20 protein-coding genes are annotated in these 24,211 nt (G+C 66.2%); 4 read left to right on the forward strand and 16 right to left on the reverse strand.

What is annotated here, in order from left to right:
* Positions 1–10 precede the first annotated feature (10 nt).
* Positions 11–970, reverse strand: coding sequence for a deoxyribose-phosphate aldolase (gene deoC, locus F8O09_RS03800; RefSeq protein ID WP_192497540.1), 960 nt, complete (start codon positions 968–970; stop codon positions 11–13).
* A gap of 59 nt (positions 971–1,029) precedes the next feature.
* Here deoC and F8O09_RS03805 point away from each other — a divergent pair, with 59 nt between their 5' ends.
* Positions 1,030–1,752: a GntR family transcriptional regulator gene (locus F8O09_RS03805; protein ID WP_192497541.1), complete on the forward strand. Its 723-nt coding sequence runs from the start codon at positions 1,030–1,032 to the stop codon at positions 1,750–1,752.
* A gap of 35 nt (positions 1,753–1,787) precedes the next feature.
* Positions 1,788–2,153: a TM2 domain-containing protein gene (locus F8O09_RS03810; RefSeq protein ID WP_225732851.1), complete on the forward strand. Its 366-nt coding sequence runs from the start codon at positions 1,788–1,790 to the stop codon at positions 2,151–2,153.
* Between the two features lie 35 nt (positions 2,154–2,188).
* On the opposite strand, the gene F8O09_RS03815 is transcribed toward F8O09_RS03810, so the two are convergent.
* Together F8O09_RS03815 and F8O09_RS03820 are read right to left on the reverse strand one after the other, a co-directional pair.
* Positions 2,189–3,688 carry a multicopper oxidase family protein gene (locus F8O09_RS03815; RefSeq protein ID WP_158053987.1) on the reverse strand — a complete coding sequence of 500 codons (1,500 nt, stop codon included), beginning with the start codon at positions 3,686–3,688 and terminating at the stop codon, positions 2,189–2,191.
* A gap of 2 nt (positions 3,689–3,690) precedes the next feature.
* Positions 3,691–5,067, reverse strand: a complete 1,377-nt coding sequence (locus F8O09_RS03820) for a M16 family metallopeptidase (RefSeq protein WP_158053988.1) — start codon at positions 5,065–5,067, stop codon at positions 3,691–3,693.
* 86 nt (positions 5,068–5,153) lie between these two features.
* On the opposite strand from F8O09_RS03820, the gene F8O09_RS03825 reads away from it, so the two are divergent.
* Together F8O09_RS03825 and F8O09_RS03830 are read left to right on the forward strand one after the other, a co-directional pair.
* Positions 5,154–6,314, forward strand: coding sequence for an FAD-dependent oxidoreductase (locus tag F8O09_RS03825; protein WP_225732852.1), 1,161 nt, complete (start codon positions 5,154–5,156; stop codon positions 6,312–6,314).
* Positions 6,315–6,396: 82 nt separating this feature from the next.
* A complete protein-coding gene (locus F8O09_RS03830; protein WP_192497542.1) occupies positions 6,397–7,116 on the forward strand; it encodes a TetR/AcrR family transcriptional regulator in 720 nt (239 codons plus the stop codon).
* A 9-nt stretch (positions 7,117–7,125) separates the two neighbouring features.
* Here F8O09_RS03830 and F8O09_RS03835 read toward each other — a convergent pair whose 3' ends face one another.
* The 13 genes from F8O09_RS03835 to truB form a co-directional block, all read right to left on the reverse strand.
* Entirely contained in the window at positions 7,126–7,779 is a 654-nt protein-coding gene (locus tag F8O09_RS03835) for a heme oxygenase (biliverdin-producing) (RefSeq protein WP_192497543.1), read from the reverse strand.
* A gap of 112 nt (positions 7,780–7,891) precedes the next feature.
* A complete protein-coding gene (locus F8O09_RS03840; protein WP_158053991.1) occupies positions 7,892–9,571 on the reverse strand; it encodes a hypothetical protein in 1,680 nt (559 codons plus the stop codon).
* A 202-nt stretch (positions 9,572–9,773) separates the two neighbouring features.
* Positions 9,774–12,965 (reverse strand): immunoglobulin domain-containing protein, encoded by a 3,192-nt coding sequence (locus tag F8O09_RS03845; protein ID WP_192497544.1) that lies wholly within the window; start codon positions 12,963–12,965, stop codon positions 9,774–9,776.
* A gap of 42 nt (positions 12,966–13,007) precedes the next feature.
* A complete protein-coding gene (locus tag F8O09_RS03850; RefSeq protein WP_158053993.1) occupies positions 13,008–14,222 on the reverse strand; it encodes a hypothetical protein in 1,215 nt (404 codons plus the stop codon).
* Entirely contained in the window at positions 14,219–15,079 is an 861-nt protein-coding gene (locus F8O09_RS03855) for a heme ABC transporter ATP-binding protein (RefSeq protein WP_158053994.1), read from the reverse strand. The genes F8O09_RS03850 and F8O09_RS03855 overlap by 4 nt, the downstream gene beginning before the upstream one ends.
* Positions 15,076–16,218, reverse strand: coding sequence for a FecCD family ABC transporter permease (locus tag F8O09_RS03860; protein WP_192497545.1), 1,143 nt, complete (start codon positions 16,216–16,218; stop codon positions 15,076–15,078). Before F8O09_RS03860 ends, F8O09_RS03855 begins: the two co-directional genes overlap by 4 nt.
* Positions 16,218–17,396, reverse strand: a complete 1,179-nt coding sequence (locus F8O09_RS03865) for a heme/hemin ABC transporter substrate-binding protein (RefSeq protein WP_225732853.1) — start codon at positions 17,394–17,396, stop codon at positions 16,218–16,220. The genes F8O09_RS03860 and F8O09_RS03865 overlap by 1 nt, the downstream gene beginning before the upstream one ends.
* Positions 17,397–18,215: 819 nt before the next feature.
* Positions 18,216–20,435 (reverse strand): polyribonucleotide nucleotidyltransferase, encoded by a 2,220-nt coding sequence (locus F8O09_RS03870; RefSeq protein ID WP_158053995.1) that lies wholly within the window; start codon positions 20,433–20,435, stop codon positions 18,216–18,218.
* 370 nt (positions 20,436–20,805) lie between these two features.
* Complete coding sequence (gene rpsO / locus F8O09_RS03875) at positions 20,806–21,075, reverse strand: 30S ribosomal protein S15 (RefSeq protein ID WP_158030926.1); 270 nt, start codon at positions 21,073–21,075, stop codon at positions 20,806–20,808.
* Between the two features lie 43 nt (positions 21,076–21,118).
* A complete protein-coding gene (locus F8O09_RS03880; protein ID WP_158053996.1) occupies positions 21,119–22,168 on the reverse strand; it encodes a bifunctional riboflavin kinase/FAD synthetase in 1,050 nt (349 codons plus the stop codon).
* Positions 22,168–22,707 carry a hypothetical protein gene (locus F8O09_RS03885; RefSeq protein WP_225732854.1) on the reverse strand — a complete coding sequence of 180 codons (540 nt, stop codon included), beginning with the start codon at positions 22,705–22,707 and terminating at the stop codon, positions 22,168–22,170. Before F8O09_RS03885 ends, F8O09_RS03880 begins: the two co-directional genes overlap by 1 nt.
* A gap of 45 nt (positions 22,708–22,752) precedes the next feature.
* Positions 22,753–23,154 carry a hypothetical protein gene (locus F8O09_RS03890; protein WP_158053997.1) on the reverse strand — a complete coding sequence of 134 codons (402 nt, stop codon included), beginning with the start codon at positions 23,152–23,154 and terminating at the stop codon, positions 22,753–22,755.
* Positions 23,151–24,158, reverse strand: a complete 1,008-nt coding sequence (gene truB, locus F8O09_RS03895) for a tRNA pseudouridine(55) synthase TruB (RefSeq protein ID WP_158053998.1) — start codon at positions 24,156–24,158, stop codon at positions 23,151–23,153. Before truB ends, F8O09_RS03890 begins: the two co-directional genes overlap by 4 nt.
* Between the last annotated feature and the right edge of the window lie 53 nt (positions 24,159–24,211).

The raw sequence follows: 24,211 nt of genomic DNA on the forward strand, positions 1-24,211 counted from the left end.
GGCGATGAGGTCAGCGAAGCGGCTCGAAGGTGCGCAGCACGTCGTCGAGCAGTGCCGATGCGCCGAAGCGCATCGACGCCGGGGCCACGAACGAGTCGCCGCAGATCACGCGCGCCAGACGCAGATAACCCATGGCCTGATCCACGGTGCGCACGCCTCCGGCGACCTTCACCCCGATGGTCTCACCGGTCTCTTCACGCCAGTGTGCGCTGGCCTGCAGCAGCACGGCGGCTGCCTCGGGAGTCGCACCTGCGCGCCCCTTGCCCGTCGACGTCTTGACGAAGTCGGCACCGGCGAGCAACGCGATGATCGCAGCATGGAACATGGCGTCGTAGTCGGGCAGCTCCCCCGTCTCGAGAATGACCTTGAGGTGTGCGCGGGTGCCGTCGCCTCGTTCCACCAGGCGCCGCGCGACCAGCACCCAGTCGTAGACCTGCGCGTAGCGTTCGCTGAGCAGCGCACCGCGGTCGATGACGATGTCGATCTCGTCTGCTCCGGCAGCCACGGCGTATTCGATCTCGGCGGCCTTCGCAGCGAACGGCGACCGACCATGCGGAAAGCCGCCGGCCACCGCGGCGAGCGCGACCGGAGCATCCGCCGCCTCGTCGAGCGCGACCCGAGCCGGCACGACGAGGTCTGCGTGCACACAGACCGCAGCCGTCGCGGGCAGCACTGCCGGGTGCATGAGATCCGATTCGGGTGCGAGTGCTCGCCATACCAACGCCGCGACGCTCTCTGGGGTGTCGTCAGCAGACAGACTGGTCAGATCGATGAGCGACGTGATCAGCCGCAGGTCGTCGGGGGTCGCCGCATCGCGCGTCGCGATCTGGGTCTGCTGCCCCACCCACGGCGTGAGCTGGGCAGGATCGATATGCGGCAGCGAACGCAGCAGCGTCGTGATGCGCGCGTCGGTGGCCGGCCCGTCGAGCAGCTGCGCCGAGCGCTCCAGGATGCGATCGAAGTCTGACATGCACCTCATTCTAAGCGGGCGGCGCGGCGTGAGAGACGTCGCCGGGTACGATGATGGGCATGCAGAGACCCCGTACCGTTCCGCTGAAACACGAGCGCATCGCAGACGCGCTCGCAGCCGACATCCAGGCCGGGACCTTCGCTGCAGACGAGCCGCTGCCCAGCGAGGCCGCCCTCGGTCGGCGTTTTGCGGCGAGTCGCAACACCGTGCGTCAGGCGCTGGCCGCGCTCACCGAGCAGGGTCTGATCATGACACGGCCGGGCGTCGGCTCGTTCGTGACGTTCCATCCGGTGGATGCCGAGCCCGCGCTGGGCTGGGCGAGCGCGATTCAGCAGAAGGGTGCGGTCGGTCACGTACGAACGCTCTCGATTCGAGAGGTGGCGGCCGCAGAGCTGCCGACCGGCCTGCTCGGTTCGATTGTGGCACCGGCCGAGCGGCTGCTGCGCATCGAACGCGTCCGACAGGTGGTCGGTGCGCGCACGATCTCGCTGGAACGTTCGCTGGTTCCGGCCGTCGCCGAGCTCGACGGGCTGCCCGAGCAGGGCTTGGTCGACGACTCGATCATCGCGACGCTGCGCGAGGCAGGGTTGGTCGCGGCCTCTGGAGAGCAGTGGGTCGACGTCGGCACACTCGGCGAGCGCGATGCTCAGCTGTTCGAACGCACGGCGGGATCAAGCGTTCTGGTGTCACGATGCGTCACTCGCGCAGCCGACGGCACGCTGGTCGAATATGCCGAGTCGCTGATGGATCCAGACTATTTTCGCCTGCATCTGACTTTCTGACGCACCACGGCTGCGTGCTCTCCTACGCTAGAGGCATGACCAATCCGGATCTGCCCAAATTCGCCCCGCCCGCCTACCCGCCGACGCCGACTCCCCCGCCCTACGGAGGCCAGGGACAGGCCCCGTATCAGCCTTACCAGCAGGTCACCCCGTACAAGAGTCGCATCGCCGCCGGCCTGTTCGGCATCTTCTTCGGGACTGTGGGCGTGCACAACTTCTACCTCGGCAAGACGGGCCTCGGCGTCGCACAGCTGCTGATCACGGTGCTGTCGCTCGGCATGCTGGCCATCGTCTCCTCGATCTGGGGCTTGGTCGAGGGCATTCTCATCCTGGCGAAGGCACCGAACTACCGCACCGACGGCACCGGCCAGCCGCTGCACGACTATATGACCGAAGACTGAATGACCGAAGACTCACGCTGGCCTCCCGCCGCACGTCAGTGCTGGTGAGCGGCGGGCAGGCGCGGTGAGACGCCCCCTTCGGTTCCCGGTTCGACGACGACGAACTGTCCCATCATGCCCTCGTCCTCATGCCGCAGCAGGTGGCAGTGATACATGTAGGGAGTCACAGGATCGGTGTCGGAGCCGAACTGCACGGCCAGGCGCACTTTGGTGGCGTGCGGCACGAAGACCGTGTCTTTCGGCCCGCGCATCCATTCGGGAGGTTCGGCGCCGTCATATTCGACGATGCGGAACGAACAGGCGTGGATGTGAAAGTTGTGCGGGTCGACGGTGTTCGCCACCCGCCATTCCTCGAGCGCTGACGCAGGCACGACTTCGTCGATGCGGTTCATGTCCATCGACAGCCCGTTGATGCGGTTGGCATTGTCGAACGAGAAGTCGCGCGCCTTGCTGCCGGCGGCCGGAGTCGCGGCGACTCGGGCACCGGGAAGATCCGCCGCGAGAGGTGGCGAGGGCAGCAGCTGCTCGGCGGCGTCGAGACGCAGCAGGTTGAACTCGGCGTTGTCGAGCACGTCGTTGGTGCCTTTGGCGCTGCGCAGCATCACCCGTTCGCCGGGCTGCAGCTCGACGACGATCTCGACGCGCTCTGCCGGGCTGAGCAGCACCTGCGTCGTGCTCACCGGGTGCTCGAGCAGCCCGGTGTCTGTGGCGATCACAGAGAACGGGCGCTGGTCGTCGCATTCGACGTGATAGACGCGTGCGTTCGACCCGTTGACGACGCGCAGGCGCACGAGCGTGGTCGTAGCGGTGAACTGCGGCAGCAGCGTTCCATTGACCAGGATGCTGTCGCCGAGCAGGCCGAACGCGGAGTCGGCGCCGGAGGTCGAGAGATCCCCGTCTCTCATGAACGAGCGATCCTGCAGAATCACCGGGACGTCGTCGACGCCATAGGTGCTCGGCACGCCGGCCCGGCTCACGGCGGGGTCGTCGATCAGAAAGAGCCCCGCCAGCCCCCGGTACACCTGCTGTGCGGTCTCGCCATGCGGGTGCGGGTGGTACCACAGTGTCGCTGCAGGCTGAGCGATCGTCCAGTCGGGGTGCCATTCGCCGCCTGCGTCGACCATCTGGTGCGGGCCGCCGTCCATCCGAGCCGGCAGCATCATGCCGTGCCAGTGCACGGTCGTCGCCTCGTCGAGGCCGTTGACGAAGTCGACGGCGACGTGCTCACCCGGCTTCGCTCGCAGCGTCGGCCCCAAGTAGTCGCCGTTGTAGCCAGCGGTGTGCGCGGTCTTTCCCGAGACGAACTCTGTGCTGCCGGATTGGGCCCGCAGAGCGAATCGACGGATGCCTGCCGCGTCGACGGTCGCCGGCGCCTCTGCCGGGATGTGCAGCGCATTGACGAAGGCTTCGGCGTCGGCCGTCGACACGCTCTGCGAGCAGCCGGCGAGAGCCGACCCCGTGGCACCGATGCCCAACGCGCCGACGGCGATCAGACCGGTGCGCTCGAGAAAGCCTCGACGGCTGACTTCGGTCATCGTCAGTGCGCCTGTGCTGCCGAGACCGTCGACTGGAGCTCGCTCACCCGCAGTCGATCGGCGTCGATCGGACCGACCGCGGCGATCTGCAGCGGCCCGGCGACGAGTTCGGCGGTGAGATCGCGCACCTGCTCGGCGGTGACGTCGCGAATGCGCGCGATCGTCGCAGGCAGATCCCAGAGCTCTCCGAGCCCGATCTCCGATTTGCCCAGGCGCGTCATATGATGCGAGCTGTCTTCGAATCCGAGCGTGATGCCGCCCGAGAGCTGGCCTTTGACTCGCGCGAGCTCCGTCGCGGTCGGCCCTTCCTCGGCGAACCTGGCCACGACATCCTGCATCAGATGTGCGACTTCGGGAGCCGAGTCCGGGCGGGTGCCGGCATACACGCCGAACGAACCGGCGTCGGCGTATGTGCCCGAGAACGAATAGACCGAATAGGCGAGGCCGCGCTGCTCGCGCACCTCCTGAAAGAGGCGCGAGCTCATGCCGCCGCCGAGCACGCCGTTGAGCACGCTGAGCGTGAACCGGCGCTCGTCCCACCCGGGGATGCCGCGTGTGCCCATGATCAGGTTGACCTGCTCGGCGTCACGCTGACGCACCTCGAAGCTCGGCCCGACGAGTGCCGGCAGCGCGCCGCGGGTGCGCCGCGGGTGCAGCGCACCGTGCGTGGATGCGCCCATGCCTCCGGCTGCGAGCGCCTCGCCGAGTCGGGCGAGCAGATCGCCGTGATCGATGGCCCCTGCTGCGGTGACGACGATGTCTTCAGGGCGATAGTTCGCACGGTAGTGCGCCCAGACGGCGTCACGACCGACGGCGTTGATCGACTCGGGTGTGCCGCCGATCGGGCGCCCCAGACTCTCGCCGCGGTACACCAGCGACGAGAAGAGCTCGTGTGCGACGTCGGTGGGGTCGTCTTCGCTCATCGCGAGCTCTTCGAGAATGACCTTGCGTTCGCGTTCGAACTCGTCAGGGTCGATGACAGAGCTGATCACCATGTCGGTGAGCACGTCGACGGCCACACCCAGGTCGGCGTCGCGCACCTTCGCGTAGTAACAGGTGTGCTCTTTGCCGGTCAGCGCATTCGACTCGCCGCCGATCTCGTCGAAGGCCACGGCGATGTCCATCGCCGTGCGCGTGGGCGTGCCTTTGAACAGCAGATGCTCGAGAAAATGCGTCGAGCCGAACTGGCCTTCGTGCTCGTCACGTGAGCCGACCGGCACCCAGATTCCCAAAGTCACCGAGTGCGCACCGGGCATGTTCTCGGTGAGAACACGCACACCGTTGGGCAGCACCGTTCGACGAACGGTCGCGCCGCCGTCGAGTTCGAACGAGGAGTCGTCCACGTCAAGTGGAAGAGGGAAAGGAGAGGTAGTAGCCATCTGGCTGAGTCTAGTTGGTCGTCCGGTCTCCCGGCTCGACGATCCGGCCCGGAATGAAACGGCGGCCTTCGTTGCTGAGATGAACTGTGTCCGACTTCGCTTCCTCCGCACCGCCGACTCGCCTGCCCTCGCGCGCGCCGGTCGTGATCATCGGGGCCGGTCAGGCCGGGCTCTCGACCGCCTACTGGCTGCTGCGTCGTGGGCTGCGCCCGAACGTCGACATGGTGATCGTCGATCGTGATGCGGATGCCGGCGGAGCCTGGCAGCATCGCTGGTCAGCCATGCGCCTCGGCGACGCACATCGGGTGCACGATCTGCCGGGCATGCATGACCTCGGGCTGAGCTTCGAGACCGCCGAACGTCATCGCCCCGCATACGAGATCGTCGTCGAGTACTACCGCGCCTACGAAGCACACTTCGGCCTGCAGGTGCATCACGGGCACGGGGTCGACCACGTCGTGCGCCCGTCCCCTGCCGAAGGATTCGGGACCGATCGCTTCGAGGTCGTCGGCACGAGCGCGACGGGAGGGTTCAGCATCCGCGCGCAGGTCGTCGTGAGCGCGACGGGCACGTGGGGTGCGCCGTTTCTGCCGTGGTATCCGGGGCAGAACGTCTTCGCAGGGCGACAGCTGCACACCCACGGCTACCGCTCAGCCGAGGAGTTTCGCGGCCAGCGAGTCGGCGTCGTCGGCGGGGGCACCTCTGCGGTCGAGCATCTCGCCGAACTCGACGGCGTCGCAGCCCAGACGCACTGGTTCACCAGACGCCCGGTTCGCATCGTGCCCACGCGAGGTCTCACCGACCAGGCCGGCCGAGCATCCGTCGCCGCCGCCGATGCGGCCGCACGCGCCGGCCGAGCGCTGCCCAGCATCGTGAGCACGACCGATGTGCCGATCACGCCGTATATGAGCGACCTGCACGAGCGGGGCGGGCTGCGCCGACAGCCGATGTTCCGCAGTCTCGACGAGCAGGGCGCGGTACTGGCCGACGGCACGCACGTCGACCTGGACGCCATCATCTGGGACACCGGGTTTCGCGCCGATCTCAGACACCTCGCGGGTCTGGGGCTGCGCGAGGAGGCCGGCGGCATCCGTGTGATCGACGGCGTCGCACAGCGTGACCCAGCCCTGATTCTGGCGGGGTACGGCCCGCAGGCCAGTACCATCACGGCGGAGCGAGCGGGGCGGCTCAATGCGCGATCGACGCTGGATGCGCTGGATGCGCTGGGCGGTATCCTCCGCAGCTGAGGCGGCCACGAGGCTGACCGCGCACGCGTCCGGAAAGGTCAGTCCTTTACAATGGGGGCAGCTCGAATCCGGAAGGCATGAGATGACACCTCGCACCTATCGACGGGTCGAAACGCACAGCGCCCGCCCCACCGCCGCTGCCTCACACCGCAGCGTCCAAGCCGCTCGAACGCGTGCCGAGCTGCTGCACGCCGCTGCCACTGCCATCGGAGAGCGCGGCTACGAGGCAACCTCTCTGGCCGACATCACGGCAGTGCTGCACAAGCCGAAGACCGCACTGCGCTATCACTTCGACACGAAGGCAGACATCGCGACCGCACTGCTCGAGACCGAGTTCGAGCGGTGGGAGACGATGCACGAGCTCGTCGATGACACCAACCGCACCGGACTCGCCGGTCTCATCACGATGATGCGCACTTTTCTCGCAGACCGCGGCACCGGCCCGTATCAGCGGGCCGCCATCTCACTGCTGCTCGACGCGCCGGTGCTCGATGTGACGCTGCCCACCCCGCCGTTCAGCGCGCGACAGCTCGTGGCCGAGTATCTCATCGAGGCCCTCGAAGACCGGGAGATCGACAGTGCGATCGAGGTGCAGACGGCGAGCGAAGGCATCGTCGACGCCACGCTCGGTGTCGTGTTGCGCTACCGGCTCGAGCCGATGGTCGACCTCGAAGACAAGGCCGAATCGATCTGGAGCTGGTCGCTCATGGGGTTGGGCGTCAAGCGCCCGCACGCGCTGCTCGAGAAGTATCGAGCCATCGCGCTGCCGCCGCACGACATCGAGACGAAGCGTCTGCTGTGACCGCAGCGGTCAGCGTGTGCGAGCGAGCTCGTCGAACAGATCTGCGTTCAGCTGGTATGCACGCTTCGACTCTGCGATGAGCTGGTCGATCTGGGCGGCGTCAAGACCGAGATGGTCGATGTGCTCGCGGTAGGCCCGTTTGTAGCCCACCAGTTTGTCGATCTGGTCGAAGCGGTAGAACGTGAGCTGGTCTTCGGTGGCGCCGTAGTGCCGCGAGATCATCGTGGCGATGACCTGCCCGCCTGAGAGATCGCCGAGGTAGCGGGTGTAGTGCTGGGCCAGGTAGGAGACCATGTCTTCGTCTGCCGCAACGGTGCGCAGATGTTCGACGTATCGACGAGTGGCCGCGAGCGCGGGATGCTCAGCGCGCCAGTCCTGAACGCCCAGCTCTGTGAGATCGTGCCTGGCTGCCGCGAATCTGGCCAGACGGGGATCGTGCAGAAACTCAGGTTCCTCGGGCCTCGGCGGACGGTTCTCCAGCGCCTCGTAGACGTAGGCGATCTGAGCCAGATACCTCGTGTAGTCGGCGAGGGTGAGACGGCCTTCGATCAGGTCGGCGATGAAGGTCTTCGTCTCGGCTGCGGAATGCTCGGCGACCGTCGCCTCACGAAGTCGCGCTGAAGGAGTCGCAGCCGCCGGTCGTTCCCTGCTCGTCGCTGTCATGGTCATGGCACCTCGTCTGTCTCTTTGTGTGGTGTGGCTGCTCGCACCGCGAGCGCCTGCCCGCTCTATTGAGCAACGCTCGTGTGTGTGTTCTACCTTAGTCGCAATGTGGTCATCTTCCATCACTGCGTCTGAGCATCAGCAGACTGGTTCCGCCGGCGACCACGATCACTCCCCCTGCGATGATGAGCAGTGTGGTCCACAGCGAGTCGTTGCTGCGCCGCTCTGAGGCAGCAGGCGGCTCTTCTGCTTCGACACGCCGCGACGATGACTCAGCAGCTGTTCCGCTCTGTGTCGTGTGCACGGCGATCGTCCTGCCGGTGTCGCCGAAGAAGACGAAGTACCGCTCTCCGTCGTCGCCCTGCTGCAGCACGGACGAGTCGACGGCCAGGCGAACCTGCCCGTCGGTGACGGTGAACGCCCCCACATACTGGGCATGCGGATACGCCATGACGGTTCCCCCGGTGGCATCCGTGTCGTCCTCTGGCCAGGCGAAGCCGATGTCGAGCCGATCGCCCCAGGCGAACGACTCCGCGAGCCCGGCGTCAGTGCCTTCGATCTGCTGCACTCGGCCGTCCTGAATCGCCGCTCTGAGGTCGTCGATCGTCTTCAGTTCCGTCGGCGTCGCCGCCTGCGGCGCGTCTGCCATCGGTGCCGCGGCGGCAGCCGAAGACTCGGTTCGCCGAGGCGTCGTCGCGGGCTGGCGCTGTGTGTCAGCGGTCTGTGCTGGTGCCTGCCGTGCGGCGGCGTTCCCGCCCTCGCTGCCTCCGGTCACGCTGTTCACCGTCACCTGCTGAGTGACTGGGGCGTTGCCATAGCGAACCGTGACCGGGGCTGCCACCTTGTTCGGGTCTGCCGCGCCGTTCGATGAGTACCAGTACGCACCCTGACCGGTGGCCTGCTGAAAGCTCACGAAGTCCTGAGGGAACGAGCCCTGGGGATTGCCCGCCTCGTTCAGCACCGCGCCGGAGTCGTCCTTCACGCTGATGCCTTCGTAGTCTGGGAGGATGTCGAATCCCTTGGCTTCTTGATCAGTCGTGTCTGCACGGCGCAACGCCCCCTCAGCGAGCGCTGCGCGGCCTTTCGCCTTGTCGAACGTGGCCAAGGTGATCTCTCTCGGCTCGACGGGGCCCCATTGCGTCATATCCTCCATCGACGAGGAGAACCCGCTTCCGGTTGCAGTGATCTTCGCGCTGCCGTCGGCGTTGACGGTGAGTTTGGGATTCTCTGCGTACCAGAAGGTCAGCCCGTTGTAGTAGGCGACGGTCCACGCGCCCTGCCATTGAATCGTTCCTGCGCCAGTGCGCCAGTCGACGCTGCCGGTACCGCCTGAGATGTCGATGCGGTTGTGGCTATAGTCTCCGTCGTCCTTGTGTACGCCGGAGACGAGCTTCGCACCGTTCACAGACTGACAGCGATTGGCGAACGTCGAGTCGACGCGTGTCTTGCGATCCTCCGACGGTCTGGTCACACGCACATTGCCGACGTCGTTCTGGCGAGCCGCAGTGTAGGCGGCCTCATCGATCTGCTGACTGCCGCGTCCGGGATCGGGCACCTTTCCTGCAACGAGGAAGTTGCAGCTGCCGGGCATGAACGCACCGTTGCCGGACTCATTGTTCATCTCCCATGCGAAGCTCGCATCCTTGATCTCGACCAGATTGCTCGCGGGGGTCGCCGCCGTCACCGCAGCCTGGGCAAACGCGCCGCCGCCGACTCCGACAGCCAGCAGCGCCAGCACGGCGGCGACACGACGCCCACGACGCCCGGTGCCCATGGTTGGCCGCGCTCCCACGCCGCGTCTGTGACGTCTGAGGCCGCTCGTCTCTGACTTCTTACCCATCGACTCAATCATCTGCCTGCCCATCAGCCGTTCTGTTCCTTCGAAAGCGCGACCAGTGCCGCCGCCCCGGTCACCAGGAGCGGGGTGCGATCCGCAGCGCAGATCGCACCCCGCCTCGTTCATCTGTCCGGTCTCAGATCAGAGACCGCTGCGATCAGCGCTGAGACGCCTGATCGTCACGACGGCGAGCCCGTGTCAGCAGCAGGCCGCCTGCCAGCAGCGCGGCCGCCAGTGCGATCCCGGCGATTCCCTGACCGGTTCGTGCCAGCTGCTGCTCCGAGGTCTGGGCGTTCGTCTGGGCACCGGTCTGCTGACCGTTCTCGGCTGACTCCTTGCCGCTCGTCCCGTCGGCTGCCGGCTGCGTCGGGGCTGCCGGCTCTGACGGTGCCGGGGTCTCGTCGCTCTTCTTGGCCTCGACTGTCAGTGTGACCGGATCGGACGACACCGTGCCGCTGTCGTTCGTCGCGACGAGGCGATAGCTCTCGCCGTTCTGGCTGAGAGTCACCGATTTGAGCGTCAGGCTCGATTCGGTGGCTCCCTCGACATCGGTCCAGGTCTGGCCGTCAGTCGAACGCTGCCACTGCAGCTTCGGTGCCGGGGCCCCGGTGAGCTCGGCGCTGAAGGTGGCATCCTGCCCCTCGACGACCTTCTGGTCGGTCGGCTGCGTCTTCACCGAGGGCTTCTCGGGGTAGAGCGCATCGAACTGCGCCGTCGTGATGCTGACCGGAGTCTCGGCCAGAATCAGAGGCTGGTTCGGTGCCTGCGGCAGACCGTGAGCGTTCCAGACGATGACCTTGTACGACTGGTCACGCGACAGTCTGGGCTTGTCCTGGTCATCCTTCGTCGTCACCTGCAGTGTCGTCGAGAACGTGCCGTCGGCCAGAGCGCCGGGGCCGTACTTGGTCACGTACTGCACGCCGAGGGTGCCGTCAGTCGCGGTGATCGCGCTCAGGTCGACGTCTGCAGGAACCAGCGCAGCGTAGACGCCTGCCGAGTCTTTCCACGCCTGGCTGCCGTCACTCCAGTACTGAGGAAGATCGGTCGGGACGAAACCGGTGCCGTCCACCTTGACCTCCAGCATGTTCTGCGCCGGCGTGGTCGAGACGCTGCCGGTCACGCTGGCGGCGAGCTTCGGGGTCGCGATGACGGGGTCAGAGGCGGCGGATGCTGCCGACGCACCGATGGCGTTGTTCGCCGTGACCGTTGCGGTGTAGGCCACTCCGGGAGCGACGAGGCCGTCGAACACACTGCTCGTGGCGTCAGCGGCTGCGGTGACCGTCTTCGGACTGCCGCCGTCGGACGGCGTTAGCGTGACCGCATAGCCGGTGACGGCCGAGTTGTTCTCAGCGGGCTTCTGCCAGGTGACCTCGATGACCGAGGTCTTCGACTTCGTCGCAGCTGGCTTGGCGACAGCAGCGGGCACGTCGTTGACGAGGAGCTTCGCCGGGTCAGTGGCCACGCCATCAGCGCTGGCGAGATTCGTGAAGACCGCCCGGTACTCTGTGTCGTTCTGCGAGATGGTCGCCGCGTCGATCTTCAGATGAGTGGTGACCGACGGACGCTGCGACGTCGTGGCGACCGAAGTCTCCGGAACGTCGGTCCAGTCGGCGTCGCCCGTCTTGCTCTGCCACTTCGCCGCCGGCAGGGGGAGCCCGGTAGCCGTCGCCGCGAAGGTCACTGCCTGCCCGGCTCGCGTGGACACGGCCTCTGGCTGTCCGGTGATCTGCACGGGCTCGGGGAGGACTTGGTCCCACTGGTCGTCGGTCATCGAGATGTCCTGGCGAGCGATCACGGCGTTGCCGGTGGGCATGCCATGTGCACGCCAGACCACGACCTGGTAGGTATGCGTCCGATCCAGTTTGTCTGCGGGAGCTTTCAGCTTGGCTGTGAACGCCCCGTCGACAATGTCTTTCTGCGCGACCCATTTCGCCTCGCCGATGAACCCATTGTTCTGATCGATCGCCGCCAGGTCAGTGGCCGAGTCGATGACGGCGGCATAGACGCCGTTGTTCAGGAAGGAACCGACTGACGAGTCAGGCAGATTCGTGTAGTTCGTGCCTGCGACGGTGATTCCGAGCCCAGTCGTATCGGTTGAGTCGACCGTGACTGTGGTGACCGGCGTGGCCGCCTGCCGCACCGTGAGCGTTGCCGCGGTGCTCGTCGCTGTTCCGATCGCGTTGGACACGATGGCACGGTACTGCGTTCCAGTGGCTGAGAGCTTGGCGGCGTTGACCGTCAGCGTTGTGGCCGTGGCTCCGGGGACGTCGGTCCAGTCCGCGTTGACTGCCTTGGACTGCCACTGCACGGTCGGCTGCGGAGTGCCCGCTGCTGCAATGGTGAACGTCGCATCGCCGCCCTCGGTCACGGTCGCGTCAGCGGGCTGTGCGGTGAACGTCGGAGCGACGCCTTTGGACTGCGCGGTGTAGCCGATGCTCACTGGCGTCGCGGGTTTGTTCGGGTCAGCGCTGCCTCCTGACGAATACCAGTAGGAGCTCTGCCCCGTAAGCTTCTGGAAGTCGACGAAACTCTGCGGGAACGATCCCTGGGGATTGCCGGTGGGGTTGAGCACCTGCCCTTCGGCATCTTTGACCTGCACGCCTTCGTACTGTGGCGTGATCGGCTTGCCGTCATTCGTCGTCACACCCGTGTCGGTGACTTTCACCGCGCCTGCGGGAAAGTCGGCGAGGGTGATCTGCTGGGCGGGAATGCCCGTCCACTGGCTCATGTCCTCCATCGACGACCCGAACCCGCTGGCCGTGGCGGTGATCTTCGCGCTGCCGTCGCTGCTGACGGTCAGGTGTGGGTCGCTTGCGTACCAGAATGTGAGGCCGCTGTAGTAGACGACCGTCCACGACCCCTTCCAGCTGATGTCTGCGGTGTTCTTGGCCGAGTCGATCTCGCCGGTGCCTTTGCCGATCTGCACCTCGTTCAGGCTGAAGTCGTTCACGTCCTTGTGCGCGCCAGGCTTGACCTTCGCTCCTTTGACCGAAAGGCAGCTGTTCTCCCACGTCGCCGCAGTCAGGTTTCCCTGCAGATCAGGCTTCAGCACGCTGGCGTTTCCGGCGTCGGTCGCGGCGTCATAGCCGGCCTTGGTGAGCTGGGTGTTCCCCTTCCCCGGGTCTGGGATCTTGCCCTTGACCAGATAGTTGCAGCTGCCGGGCATGAACCCGCCGTTGCCCGACTCGTGGTTCATCCCCCATGCGAACGTCGCATCGGACACGGTCTTGGAGTCATCCGCCGCCGAGGCGAACGTGGTGCCGGCGATGGTGCCGACGACGGCGAGAACGGCCGCAAGGCCGACTGCCAACGCGCCACGCACACGGCGTGGTCGTCCTGTTCTGTACATGTGTGCTCTCTTTTCTCTGTGGGTGCTCGGGGTCATGGCTGTTCAGGCCTCCTTCGACTGCAGGTTTCGCCGTCTGCGCAGAATCACGAAGATCAAGACGATGATCGCCAGCACTGCGACGGCACCGACGGCGACCGCCGCGGCGACCAGCGCCCCGTTCGAACCGCTCTGGTCGGCGGACGTCTCGGTTTTGGCCGTCTGGCCCGATGTGTCGAAGGTCGTCCATCCGGTCACATCACCCTGTGCGTTGACGGCGACAAGATGGTGCTCTCCGTCAGTGATGTCGTCGGGCAGCCGCACGTCGAACTCTCCGACGGAGTTCGGCTTGGACCATCCCGTGAACTGGGGGTCGGACATCACGAAGAATCCCGTCCACGATGCAGGGTCGGCCGCAGCATCGGTGACTTTCAGCTGTGTCTCTCCGACGGTGACCTGAAGACTGCCCCGTTTGTCATCGGTCAGAGCCGCGGGGTCCGGGCTTCCAGGCACGGTTGCCGGCCGAGCATCGGCCGCGTCAGGTGCTGCCACACCGGCTGCGCCGCCCGAGGCCTGCTGCTCGAGCGCCTTGCCCTGCGCCGAGGTCTGGCCGGTCGTCCCAGCCTGCGCGTCGACCTTCGTTCCCGAATCGGAGATATGCCGGAAGTTGATGGGAGTGAACGACTCGTTCGACGGCTCTTTGACCCCGTGAGCGCCGACGGTCATGATGCCGCACTGCGTCTCCAGACAGTTCACACTGCCTTTGTTGCCGTCACGATCGCTGTACTCGAACGTGGGGCCAGGAACCATGAGCTTCGCATGCCACGTGCCATCGGCATTCAGCAGGCCACCGTTGGCCGCGTACTGCGTCTCGCTGCCGGGAAAGCTCACGAAGAGCATATAGCCGGTCGGGTTGGACTCGTCGTCATAGACGTACTTGCGGTCGAGGCCGTCGACTCCGCCGCTGCTGGGCTTCCAATTCTGCCCGGCCCAGCCGAAGAGCACGTAGATTCCGCCGAATCCGTTCTTCTTCGACACGAAGCCGCTGCCCGACACGTCGAGCGTCGTCAGATACTGGTTGTCTGCGACGTTGACCAGATCGGGTCGCCCCTCGACCGTGGCGACGACGGTCGGACCGGCTGCCTGGGCGGACTCTGCCGTCGACTGTGCCGCTGCGGTGCCCGCTGCGATCAGACCGACGACGGCAAGAGCGAGACCCCGCAGGATGCGGCCGGCATGACGCTGTCGATGTCGTGTCGCTGGACGCGCTGAGTTCTTCACGCTGATTCCTCTCGTGTGTGTTCGGATGCTTTGCCCCCGCGGCTGGGCAGCACCAGCGGCTGACCCGTGTGAGGATGCTCGATCACGTCGACCGGGTACCGGTAGACACGACTGATGCGTTCGGTCGTGAGCACTTCGCTCGGGCTTCCCACTGCCGTCACCGTGCCGTGCTCGAGCAGCGCGATCCGATCGGCATAGGCGGCGGCGAGGTTCAGATCGTGCAGCACGATGACGACGGCGTCACCCGCTTGTGCGCGCTCGCGTGCGATGCCGAGCACTTCTTCCTGATGACGGATGTCGAGTGCTGCGGTGGGCTCGTCGAGCAGCAGCACACCGGTACGCTGGGCCAGCACTCGTGCGAGTGAGACCCGTGCGCTCTCCCCTCCCGAAAGCGAGGGAAAGGCCCGTGCACCGAAGGCCGACGTCTCAGTGCGCTCCATCGCCTCGGCGACGGCGGCCTCGTCTTCGACCTCGCGAGGCGTGCGCTGCCACGGCGCACGCCCCATCTCGATGACCTCCAGCACGGTGAACGGGAACGCCAGCGAGTTGTGCTGGGTGAGCACGGCTCGCGCGCGGGCCTGTTCGCTGAGGGACCACTCGCTGAGGCTGCGTCCGTCGAGGCGCACCACCCCGGTCGACGGGATGTCGCCGCTCAGCGCTCCGAGCAGCGTGGACTTGCCGGCGCCGTTCGGGCCGACCAGCGCGAGCACCTCGCCGGCGCGCACCACCGCATCCACATGATCGAGAATGGTGCGACCGCCCAACTCGACCGAGAGATCGCAGGCTTCGAGAGCGGTCTCCCCGATCGGCGTGCGCTTCGGCAGAGCGATCATCCGAGCACTCATCAGACCGCTCATCCCCACCCTCCTGACGTGCGCCGCGTGCGCCGCAGCAGCCAGAAGAAGAACGGACCGCCCACCAGCGAGGTGAGCATGCCGATGGGCAGATCCGCATACGTCACCGCAGTACGTGCGACCAGGTCTGCGACTTCGAGCAGCAGCGCGCCACCGAGGATGCTGGTGATCAGCAGCGGGCGGTGCGCCGGCCCCAACAGCATGCGCATGAGATGCGGGATGACCAGCCCGACGAATGCGATGATGCCTGCGAATGAGACCGCGGCAGCGGTCAGAACGGCGACGACCACGATGCCGATCACGCGCAGCGCCTCGACGTTCACACCGAGGTGTCGTGCCGAACGCTCGCCGAGCGAGAGCAGATCGAGTCGGCGGGTGAAGAGAAACGTGCAGGCGATGCCGATCACGACCAGCGGGGCCACAGCCGCCACCTGCACCCACCGGCTGCCGTTCAGGCTGCCCAGCTGCCAGAACACGATCTGCTCGCGCGCAGACTGGTCGCTGACGAACGTCAGAAAGGCGAGTGCCGCACCGGCGAACGCGTTGACTGCGACGCCGGTCAGAATCAGGGTGACCACCTCGGTGCGGCCGCCCGATCGAGAGAAGGCGTACACGATCAGCGTCGTCGCCAGACCGGACACGAACGCCATGACTGGAACGGTCCACTCGCCCAGCAGAGCGATGTTGAAGACGATGGCTGTGCATGCGCCGACCGCAGCACCGCTCGAGACCCCGACGACGCCCGGGTCTGCCAGCGGATTGCCGAAGATCGCCTGCATGATGAGACCGGCGACGGCGAGCGCGGCGCCCACGAGCAGCGCCATCACGACACGCGGCAGACGGATGCTCCAGAGTGCAGCTGCGGCATTGGGATGCGTCGTGCCGTGCCCGATGTCGATGCCGACCCCCTGCAGCAGAATCTGGATGACCTCTCCTGCTGGGATATGCAGCTGCCCGGAGCCGACGGAGATGACGCCGAAGACAGCGAGCAGGGCGCTCAGCACCACGATGGCGACGGTGGTGCGAGCCTTGTGCGGCAAAGTGGCTGCGAGTGGTTCGGCGGTCACCCCAGAGTGGGCCGGCAGCTCTGCCCGTGACGTCTGTTCGAGCTTCGCACTGGGCGCAGAAGGTGAGGCTTTCATCAGCCGTCCCTGCGACTTGGACCGTCTGAAGCCCCCGCAGCCGGGCTGGCATCCGGTGCGTACACCGCGCGGGCCAAGGCGTCGAGAACGTCTGCGGTGCGCGGCCCGTAGCTCATGATCTCGGTGTCGGACATGTCGACGACCCGGCGGTTCTGTCCTGCCGGGGTGTTGGCCACCGCAGGCACGCGCTCCAACAGCCCGTCGACACCGCCGACCGATTCCAGGCCTTTGGTCATCATGAGGATGAGGTCGGGCTTCATCTGGACCAGCGCCTCGGCGTTGATCGGCTTCATGCCCTTCCAGCCGACCTCGCGCGCGACGTCGACCCCGCCGAGAGCATCGATGAGCGAGTCGACACCGGATCCTTCGCCGAACATGTAGTAGATGCCGGCGTTCCCGCGCACATACAGAAAGACCATGCGCACACGGTCGGCCTCGTTCTGCGGCCGGATCGCGGCGACCTCCTGCGTCTTCGCTGTGATCTCGGCAGACAGGCGATCTGAGAGACGGTGCCCGGTCTCGGGCACGCCCAACGCAGAGGCCACCTGCATCACGATCTCGCTGACGTTGCCCATGTTGCGTTCGGAGTCGACGAAGACGACGGGGATGCCGGCATCTTTCATCTGCATGAGGGTGTCCCACGGCCCGAGCGTGGTGTCGGTGACGATCACAGTGGGGGCGAGGTCGAGGATGGCCTCGCCGTTGAGCTCGTGGCCGTTCTGCGTCACCAGCGGCAGATCTGCGGCTTCGGGGAATCCCGTCGAGACGTCTCTGCCCACGACCCTGTCGCCGAGACCGAGGCCGAAGACCGTCGCCGCCAGCGATCCGTAGAGGTCGAGTGCCAGAATGCGGCTCGTGTCTGTCACCGTGACGGATGCGCCCTGAGTGTCGGTCACGGTCGCCGGCAGCTGCTGCTGCGGGTCGTTCTCGATCGGGGTGATCGAGGTCTGAGCCGTCGTGGCGGTGGACTCGCCGAAGTGGTTACGCGGATTGCTGAGAGTGTCGAGTGAGGAAAGCGGCTGAAGGTTAGCCTCACCCGCCTTCTGCTCACTGGTCGTCGCCTTACTCCCGACAGAGCAGCCCGAGAGCGCCAGCGTGAGAGCAACGACCGTTGCCCCTATCACGCGCATGAGTGGCCCGACAGCGCCCGCACCATGACGTCGAGATCCGACCTTCACAGGCGGTTTCTCACACAGTTCTTGAGGGCACATCGCTGTCTCTCTCTCCGGTTCGACACTCGTCAGGCGCGCACGACGGCCCAGAGAATCACCAGGTCGGACGCACAGAACATATCTAAGGCTTACCTCAGATGCACCTTTGGAGTTTAGGCAACGATCGTAGCTTTCGTCAACAGTCGCGTGGTCCAATGTGTGTCGCGGTGTGAGTCGCTGCGAGAGCAGCAGTGTGAGCAGCAGTGCGAGTCCCTGACGATCGCGTGCTTCCAGGCTCTGTGTCGTTCTGCCCATGTGCGGTCTGCACGTCTGACGCCACAAGCCGCTGACGATCAGGGGGCGTCTCAACGGAAGACAAAGTCCAGAGGTACCGCCACCCCGACAACTTGCATTCGCGTCCGCGGCCGTGTCCAGACCCACCGCCCCAACCACGGCCATCCGCATCCACACATGCCAAATGCGGCCCAGGCCGTTCGAGGCATGCCAAGTTCCATGACTTGATCGGTTGGGGCAGCAATTCCCATGACTCGATCAGTGAGAGGCCGCGTTCTCAGAGCCGATGCCTGGGCATTCAGGCAGAAACTCCCTGGTGACGGCTGCACTCGGCGACGGCGGCACCGGCGGCAGTTGCCTCCGATCAACGCCCCCACGGCAACCTGCAGAGATGCAAAAGAGCCCCACCAGACAATGTCTGGTGGGGCTCCGAGTCGTACTCGACACAACTTTGCCGCAACCGCTCGCCGCAACCATTTGCGGTAGCGTGCCGTTATCCTCCTACAGGAACGACAACGTCAGCAGTCGAGAGTTCAACGACTACGACTGCTACTACTCAGCGTCGGCCGCAGCATCCTCTTCGACCACGGGGATCAGCGACAGCTTGCCGCGATCGTCGACCTTCGAGATCTCGACCTGAACCTTCTGACCGACCTGCACCACGTCGCCGACCTGGTTGACGCGCTTGCCGTCGTTGAGCTTGCGCAGCTCCGAGATGTGCAGCAGTCCGTCGCGGCCGGGCATCAGCGAGATGAACGCGCCGAAGTCGGCGAGCTTCACAACGGTGCCCAGGTAGCGCTCCCCCACCTCGGGGATGGTCGGGTTCGCGATCGCGTTGACCGCGGCACGAGCGGCGTCAGCCGAAGGTCCGTCGGCACTGGCGATGTAGACCGTGCCGTCGTCTTCAATCGAGATGTCGGCGCCGGTGTCTTCCTGGATCTGGTTGATGATCTTGCCCTTCGGGCCGATGACCTCACCGATCTTGGCGACAGGAACCTGCACAGTGATGATGCGCGGCGCGGTCGGGGCCAGTTCGTCCGGCTCGGAGATCGCCGAGTTCAGCACGTTGAGAATCGTCAGACGAGCCTCTTTGGCCTGCGTCAGCGCACCCGCGAGCACCGAGGCGGGAATGCCGTCGAGCTTCGTGTCGAGCTGAATCGCGGTGATGAAGTCAGCGGTGCCGGCGACCTTGAAGTCCATGTCGCCGAGCGCGTCTTCGGCGCCCAGGATGTCGGTGAGCACGGCGTACTCTGTGTGGCCGTTCTCTTCGTGGCTGATCAGACCCGAGGCAATGCCTGCGACCGGGGCGCGCAGCGGCACACCGGCGTTCTGCAGAGCCAGCGTCGACGCGCAGACCGAGCCCATCGAGGTCGAGCCGTTCGACCCGAGCGCCTCAGAGACCTCGCGAATCGCGTAGGGGAACTCCTCGACGCTGGGCAGCACGGGCACCAGAGCGCGCTCGGCGAGCATGCCGTGGCCGATCTCGCGACGCTTCGGGCTGCCGACACGACCGGTCTCACCAGTCGAGTAGGGCGGGAAGTTGTAGTGGTGCATGTAGCGCTTGTGTGTGACGGGCGACAGCGAGTCGATCTGCTGCTCCATCTTGAGCGTGTTCAGCGTGGTCACACCCAAGATCTGGGTCTCGCCGCGCTGGAACAGCGCCGAGCCGTGCACGCGAGGCAGCACAGCCACCTCGGCGTCGAGCGCGCGGATGTCGCGCAGCCCGCGGCCGTCGATGCGCACGCCCTCGTTGATGATGCGCCCGCGCACGATCTTCTTGGTCACGGCCTTGTACGCCGCACCGATCTGCTCGTACTCGGCTTCGTCGACCTCAGGAGCCAGGCGCTCCTTGATGCTCGCCTTCAGCGCGTCGTCAGCATCCTGACGCTCGAGCTTGTCGGCGATCTGGTAGATCTTGGCGAGCTCGTCGTGAGCCAGCTTCTCGACCTTCTCGTACAGGCTTGCGCTGTAGGGCGGGAAGAGCGTGAACTCGGCGACCGGCTTGGCGGCCTGACGGGCGAGCTCCTCCTGAGCCTCGACCAGCTGGCGGATGAACGGCTTCGCGGCCTCGAGCCCCTGGGCGACGACCTCTTCGGTCGGCTTCTGCGCGCCGGCCTCGATGAGATCCCACGAGTTCTCGCCGGCCTCGGCCTCGACCATCATGATGGCGACGTCTTCGCTGCCGTCTTCGGTGACGACCTTACGGCCGGCGACAGCCATGTCGAACACGGCCTGGTCAAGCTGTGACTGCTTCGGGAACGCGACCCACTGGCCGTCAATCAGAGCGATGCGAACGCCGCCGATCGGGCCTGAGAAGGGCAGTCCGCCGATCTGGGTGGATGCGCTGGCTGCGTTGATCGCGAGCGTGTCGTAGCGCTCGTCGGGAGCGATGGTCAGCACCGTGATGACGACCTGCACCTCGTTGCGCAGACCCTCGGCGAACGAGGGACGCAGCGGGCGGTCGCACAGACGGGCGACGAGGATGGCGTCGGTCGTGGGGCGGCCCTCACGACGGAAGAACGAGCCGGGAATGCGACCAGCAGCATACATGCGCTCTTCCACGTCGACCGTCAGCGGGAAGAAGTCGAAGCCCTCTTTCGGCTTCTTCGACACGGCGGTCGTCGACAGCAGCGTGGTCTCGTCGTCGAACGTGACGAGCACGGCGCCGGCGGCCTGCTGAGCGAGACGACCCGTCTCGAAACGGATGGTGCGCTTGCCGAACTTGCCGTTGTCGATGACGGTCTCGGCGTACGTGATTTCTGGACCCTCCAAGGGGTGCTCCTTTACCTGATACGTGCAGGCAGGCAGGACTGGCACGAGCAACGTATGGTGCTGATCAACAGTAGAAAACCTCGGACGGACGTTCCGAAACTCACCACCGAAGATCAGCGCCTGAACGGCTCACCTGCACGGTTTTGATTTGTGAGTGGCTCTCACCGAGCCGCTTTCCAGTCTAGCAGAGCGCGCCGAAGACGAACGGAGCAGGACTTCTCTGCCGCGATACCGGGGCGTTCGGTGCACCGGTCGAGGCGACCTGCCGCCCGACGAACGACGAAAGCCCCGAGCGAACCGGAGGGTTCGTCCGAGGCTTTCGAGCCGAATCGCAGGGTCGCTGCGTGCTTCGGCAGAAGTCAACTGAGTCTCAGCGGCGCAGGCCGAGGCGCTCGATCAGCTTGCGGTAACGGTCGATGTCGACCTTCTGCAGGTAGCCGAGCATGCGACGGCGCTGGCCGACGAGCAGCAGCAGGCCACGACGTGAGTGGTGGTCGTGCTTGTGCTCTTTCAGGTGCTCGGTGAGGTCGGTGATGCGACGGCTCAGCAGCGCAACCTGCACCTCGGGTGAGCCGGTGTCACCCTCGTGCGTCGCGTACTCGCTGATGATCTGCTGCTTGACATCAAGTGCCAGTGCCATGGTGATTCCTCTCACTCGCTGCGCGGTGCCGCTGAGGGAATTCTCAGTGGCGCTCTGGTTCCGCGGCCGATATACGGCGAACACTCGACTGTAGCACAGCCCGCGTCTCGTCGCAGTCCCGATGCATCTGCTCGATCAGCGGTTCGAGGCCCGTGAACGCGACCATACCGCGCAGCCGAGCCACGAAGACCACGCGAGCCCAGCGTCCGTAGAGATCGAAGTCGCCCACGTGTTCGTCGTCACGGTCGATGACATGCGCCTCGACGGTTCGCGGCACGTCGTCGAAGGTCGGGTTCGTGCCCACCGAGACGGCCGCCGGGTAGCGATGCACCTCACCTGTGTCGGCGCCGTCCGGCCCGCCGGCCGAGACGTCCAGCCAGCCGGCGTACACGCCGTCAGCGGGAACGAACCCCTCGACGCCACGCTGTTCGTGGGTGGCTGGGTCCTCCCCTGACCCCAGGTTCGCCGTCGGGAACCCGAGCTCGCGACCGCGCTTCGCCCCGTGCACCACGAAGCCGCCGACGCTGGGCGACCGCCCGAGCACAGAGGCCGCCGTGTCGACGTCGCCCGCGCTCAGCGCCGCACGCACGCTCGACGACGAGAACTTCGGCTCGCCCGGCTGCGGTCGCAGCACGTCGGCGGCGATCACGTCGAATCCCAGTCGCACGCCTGCCTCGCGCAGCGTGTCGACATCGCCTGCGCCGAAGTGTCCGAATCGGAAGTCCTCGCCCACCAGCACCAGCCTGGCCTCGAGCCGCTCGACGATCACCTGCTGGATGAACTCCTCCGGCGTCAGCGACGCGAACGCGCGGTCGAAGGTCATGATGGCGAGCGCGTCAACACCGGTCTCGGCGATCAGCTGTGTCTGTCGGCGTTCGTCAGCCAGAGGCTGCGGGCATTTGTCCGGTGCGATCACGGCGAGCGGATGCCGATCGAACGTCGCGACGATCGAGGCCAGGCCGCGCTGTCGGGCCATTTCGGTCAGCTGCGCGATGATCGCCTGATGACCACGATGCAGACCGCTGAACTTGCCGATCGTGACGGCGCTGGGGCCGAGATCCGACGCCTCTCGGTCGAGGTGCAGAACGCGCATCAGCCGTTGTGCTCTGTGTCGGTCTTCGCCGCAGTGTCGGCAGAGCCGGCGACGCTCTGCGTACCCGGGCGGTGTCTGGCCAGCCACCAGAGGCCCAGCAGCGGCAGCACCAGCGGGACGAACCCGTAGCCCATGCCGAACCACGACCAGACCGTGCTCTCGATGCGTCCGTTCGGAGCATCAGGAGAGATGAACAGCTGCGGCGCCCAGGTCGTCAGCGCACCCACGACGAGCACGCCGACCAGCTCGAAGCCGATGGTGAGCAGCGCGATGCGGTGCCAGCCCGGCCGGTGATGGCGAGCCAGCGCGACGGTGGCCAGGATGTACACGAGAGCGGCGACTGCGCTCAGCGAGTACGCAAGCGGAGCGTGATTGAACTTCGTGAGAATCTGCACCAGTGACCGTGCGGTGGCCGCGAGCGCGAGAATCGCGTAGACCACGACCAGCAGTCGGCCGGCTCCGCTCAGCCGCGGCGATTCGTCGGCGTCGCTGCGCGCGTCTTCGCCGCTCAACGGGGTGTGTGGGGTGAAAGCAGTCATCGGTCACTCATTCTAGTCAGCGTTCGAGGTGTCGCAGCAGTCGCTTCAGCCGACGCCGAGCGCCATGGGCGCCAGCCCGGTTGCGCCCTGTAGAAACCAGATCTGGTCCATACGCCAGATCATCACTGCGATGGTGAGGGCCGCGATCGCGAGCACGACGTTCGACCACTTGGTGCGCTCGATGAGCCCCCAGAACACTGCGGCCGGCGGAATGATCAGAGCAGTCACCAGGTAGCCGACGAACTCAACTCCGCTGCCGGTCGGCCCGGGTCCCGTGTTCCACACCACGATCGTGACGACGATCTGTGCCACCAACAGCAGCTCGACCAGTGCGAGGCACCCGAGCGTCAGGTCGCTGGGAGCTCGCCCGATGAGCCCGAGCACGAGGCACAGAACGCCGACCCCGCAGCTCACGATGATCTGGGTCCACGTGAACCAGTCGGTCAATGGTCTCGGCTTTCTTTCTGAACGTCTGAGCGCTGCGCGCGCTCTGTGGCCGGCGGCACGACGAGCACCGCCCGCGCCCGACCCCCGCGATTCTCCAGGATGCCTCGCAGCCCGCCGACGTCGTCGAGGGCTGCGGTGAGCACCTTGGCGGTCGACGGATGCCGTGCCGCGCTGGCAGAGACCGGCTGCGGCGCCCCGGTCGGCTCGACACTCGGTGCCAGTCGTTTGCCGTGGCCGAGGTCGACGGCCTCCTGACTGGTCAGCAACCGGGTCGGGAAGACCGCGCTCGCCGCCTGGCCGAGCGTGAGCGTGGGCGGCGTCTCGACCTGCTCGATCGGCACCTCACGGCCGGGCAGAACCGCGGCATCCGCCACATCGAACGGCCCCACGCGCACACGCCGCAACGCGGTCAGGTGCCCGCCCACGCCCAGCGCACGACCGAGGTCGCGGGCGAGCGCACGAATGTACGTGCCCGAGCTGCAGTGTACCCGCGCATCGACGTCGACGAATCCCTCTTCGCCGCTGCGCACGTCGGTCACGGCGAACTCGTGGATCGTGACCGGCCGAGGTTCGAGTTCGACGCCCTCTCCCGCTCGCACCCGTGCATACGAGCGCACGCCGTTCACCTTGATCGCGCTGACCGACGAGGGCACCTGGTCGATGGCGCCGCTCAGCTGCGTCGCAACGATCTCGCGAATACCGCTCTCGGTCACCGTGCGCAGCATCGCGGCGTCGGCCTGCTCGGTGATGTCGCCCTCGGCGTCATCGGTGACGGTCGCCTGGCCGAGTCGGATGGTCGCCTCGTAGACCTTGTCGAGCCCGACCAGATAGGTGAGCAGCTTCGTGCCGCGGTCGACGCCCAGTATCAGCAGCCCGGTGGCCATCGGATCGAGTGTGCCCGCGTGCCCCACGCGTCGCGTGGCGAAGATGCGCCGGCCTCGGGCGACCACGTCGTGGCTGGTCCAGCCCTGCGGCTTGTCGACGAGAACGATGGCATCGGGCATGGTCTCCAGTCTGCCACAGGGTTTCACCCGGCTTTCGCATACAGCGGTCTCTG

This window comes from Pseudoclavibacter sp. CFCC 11306, from assembly GCF_008831235.1.
In the GTDB taxonomy this organism is placed as follows: domain Bacteria; phylum Actinomycetota; class Actinomycetes; order Actinomycetales; family Microbacteriaceae; genus Pseudoclavibacter_A.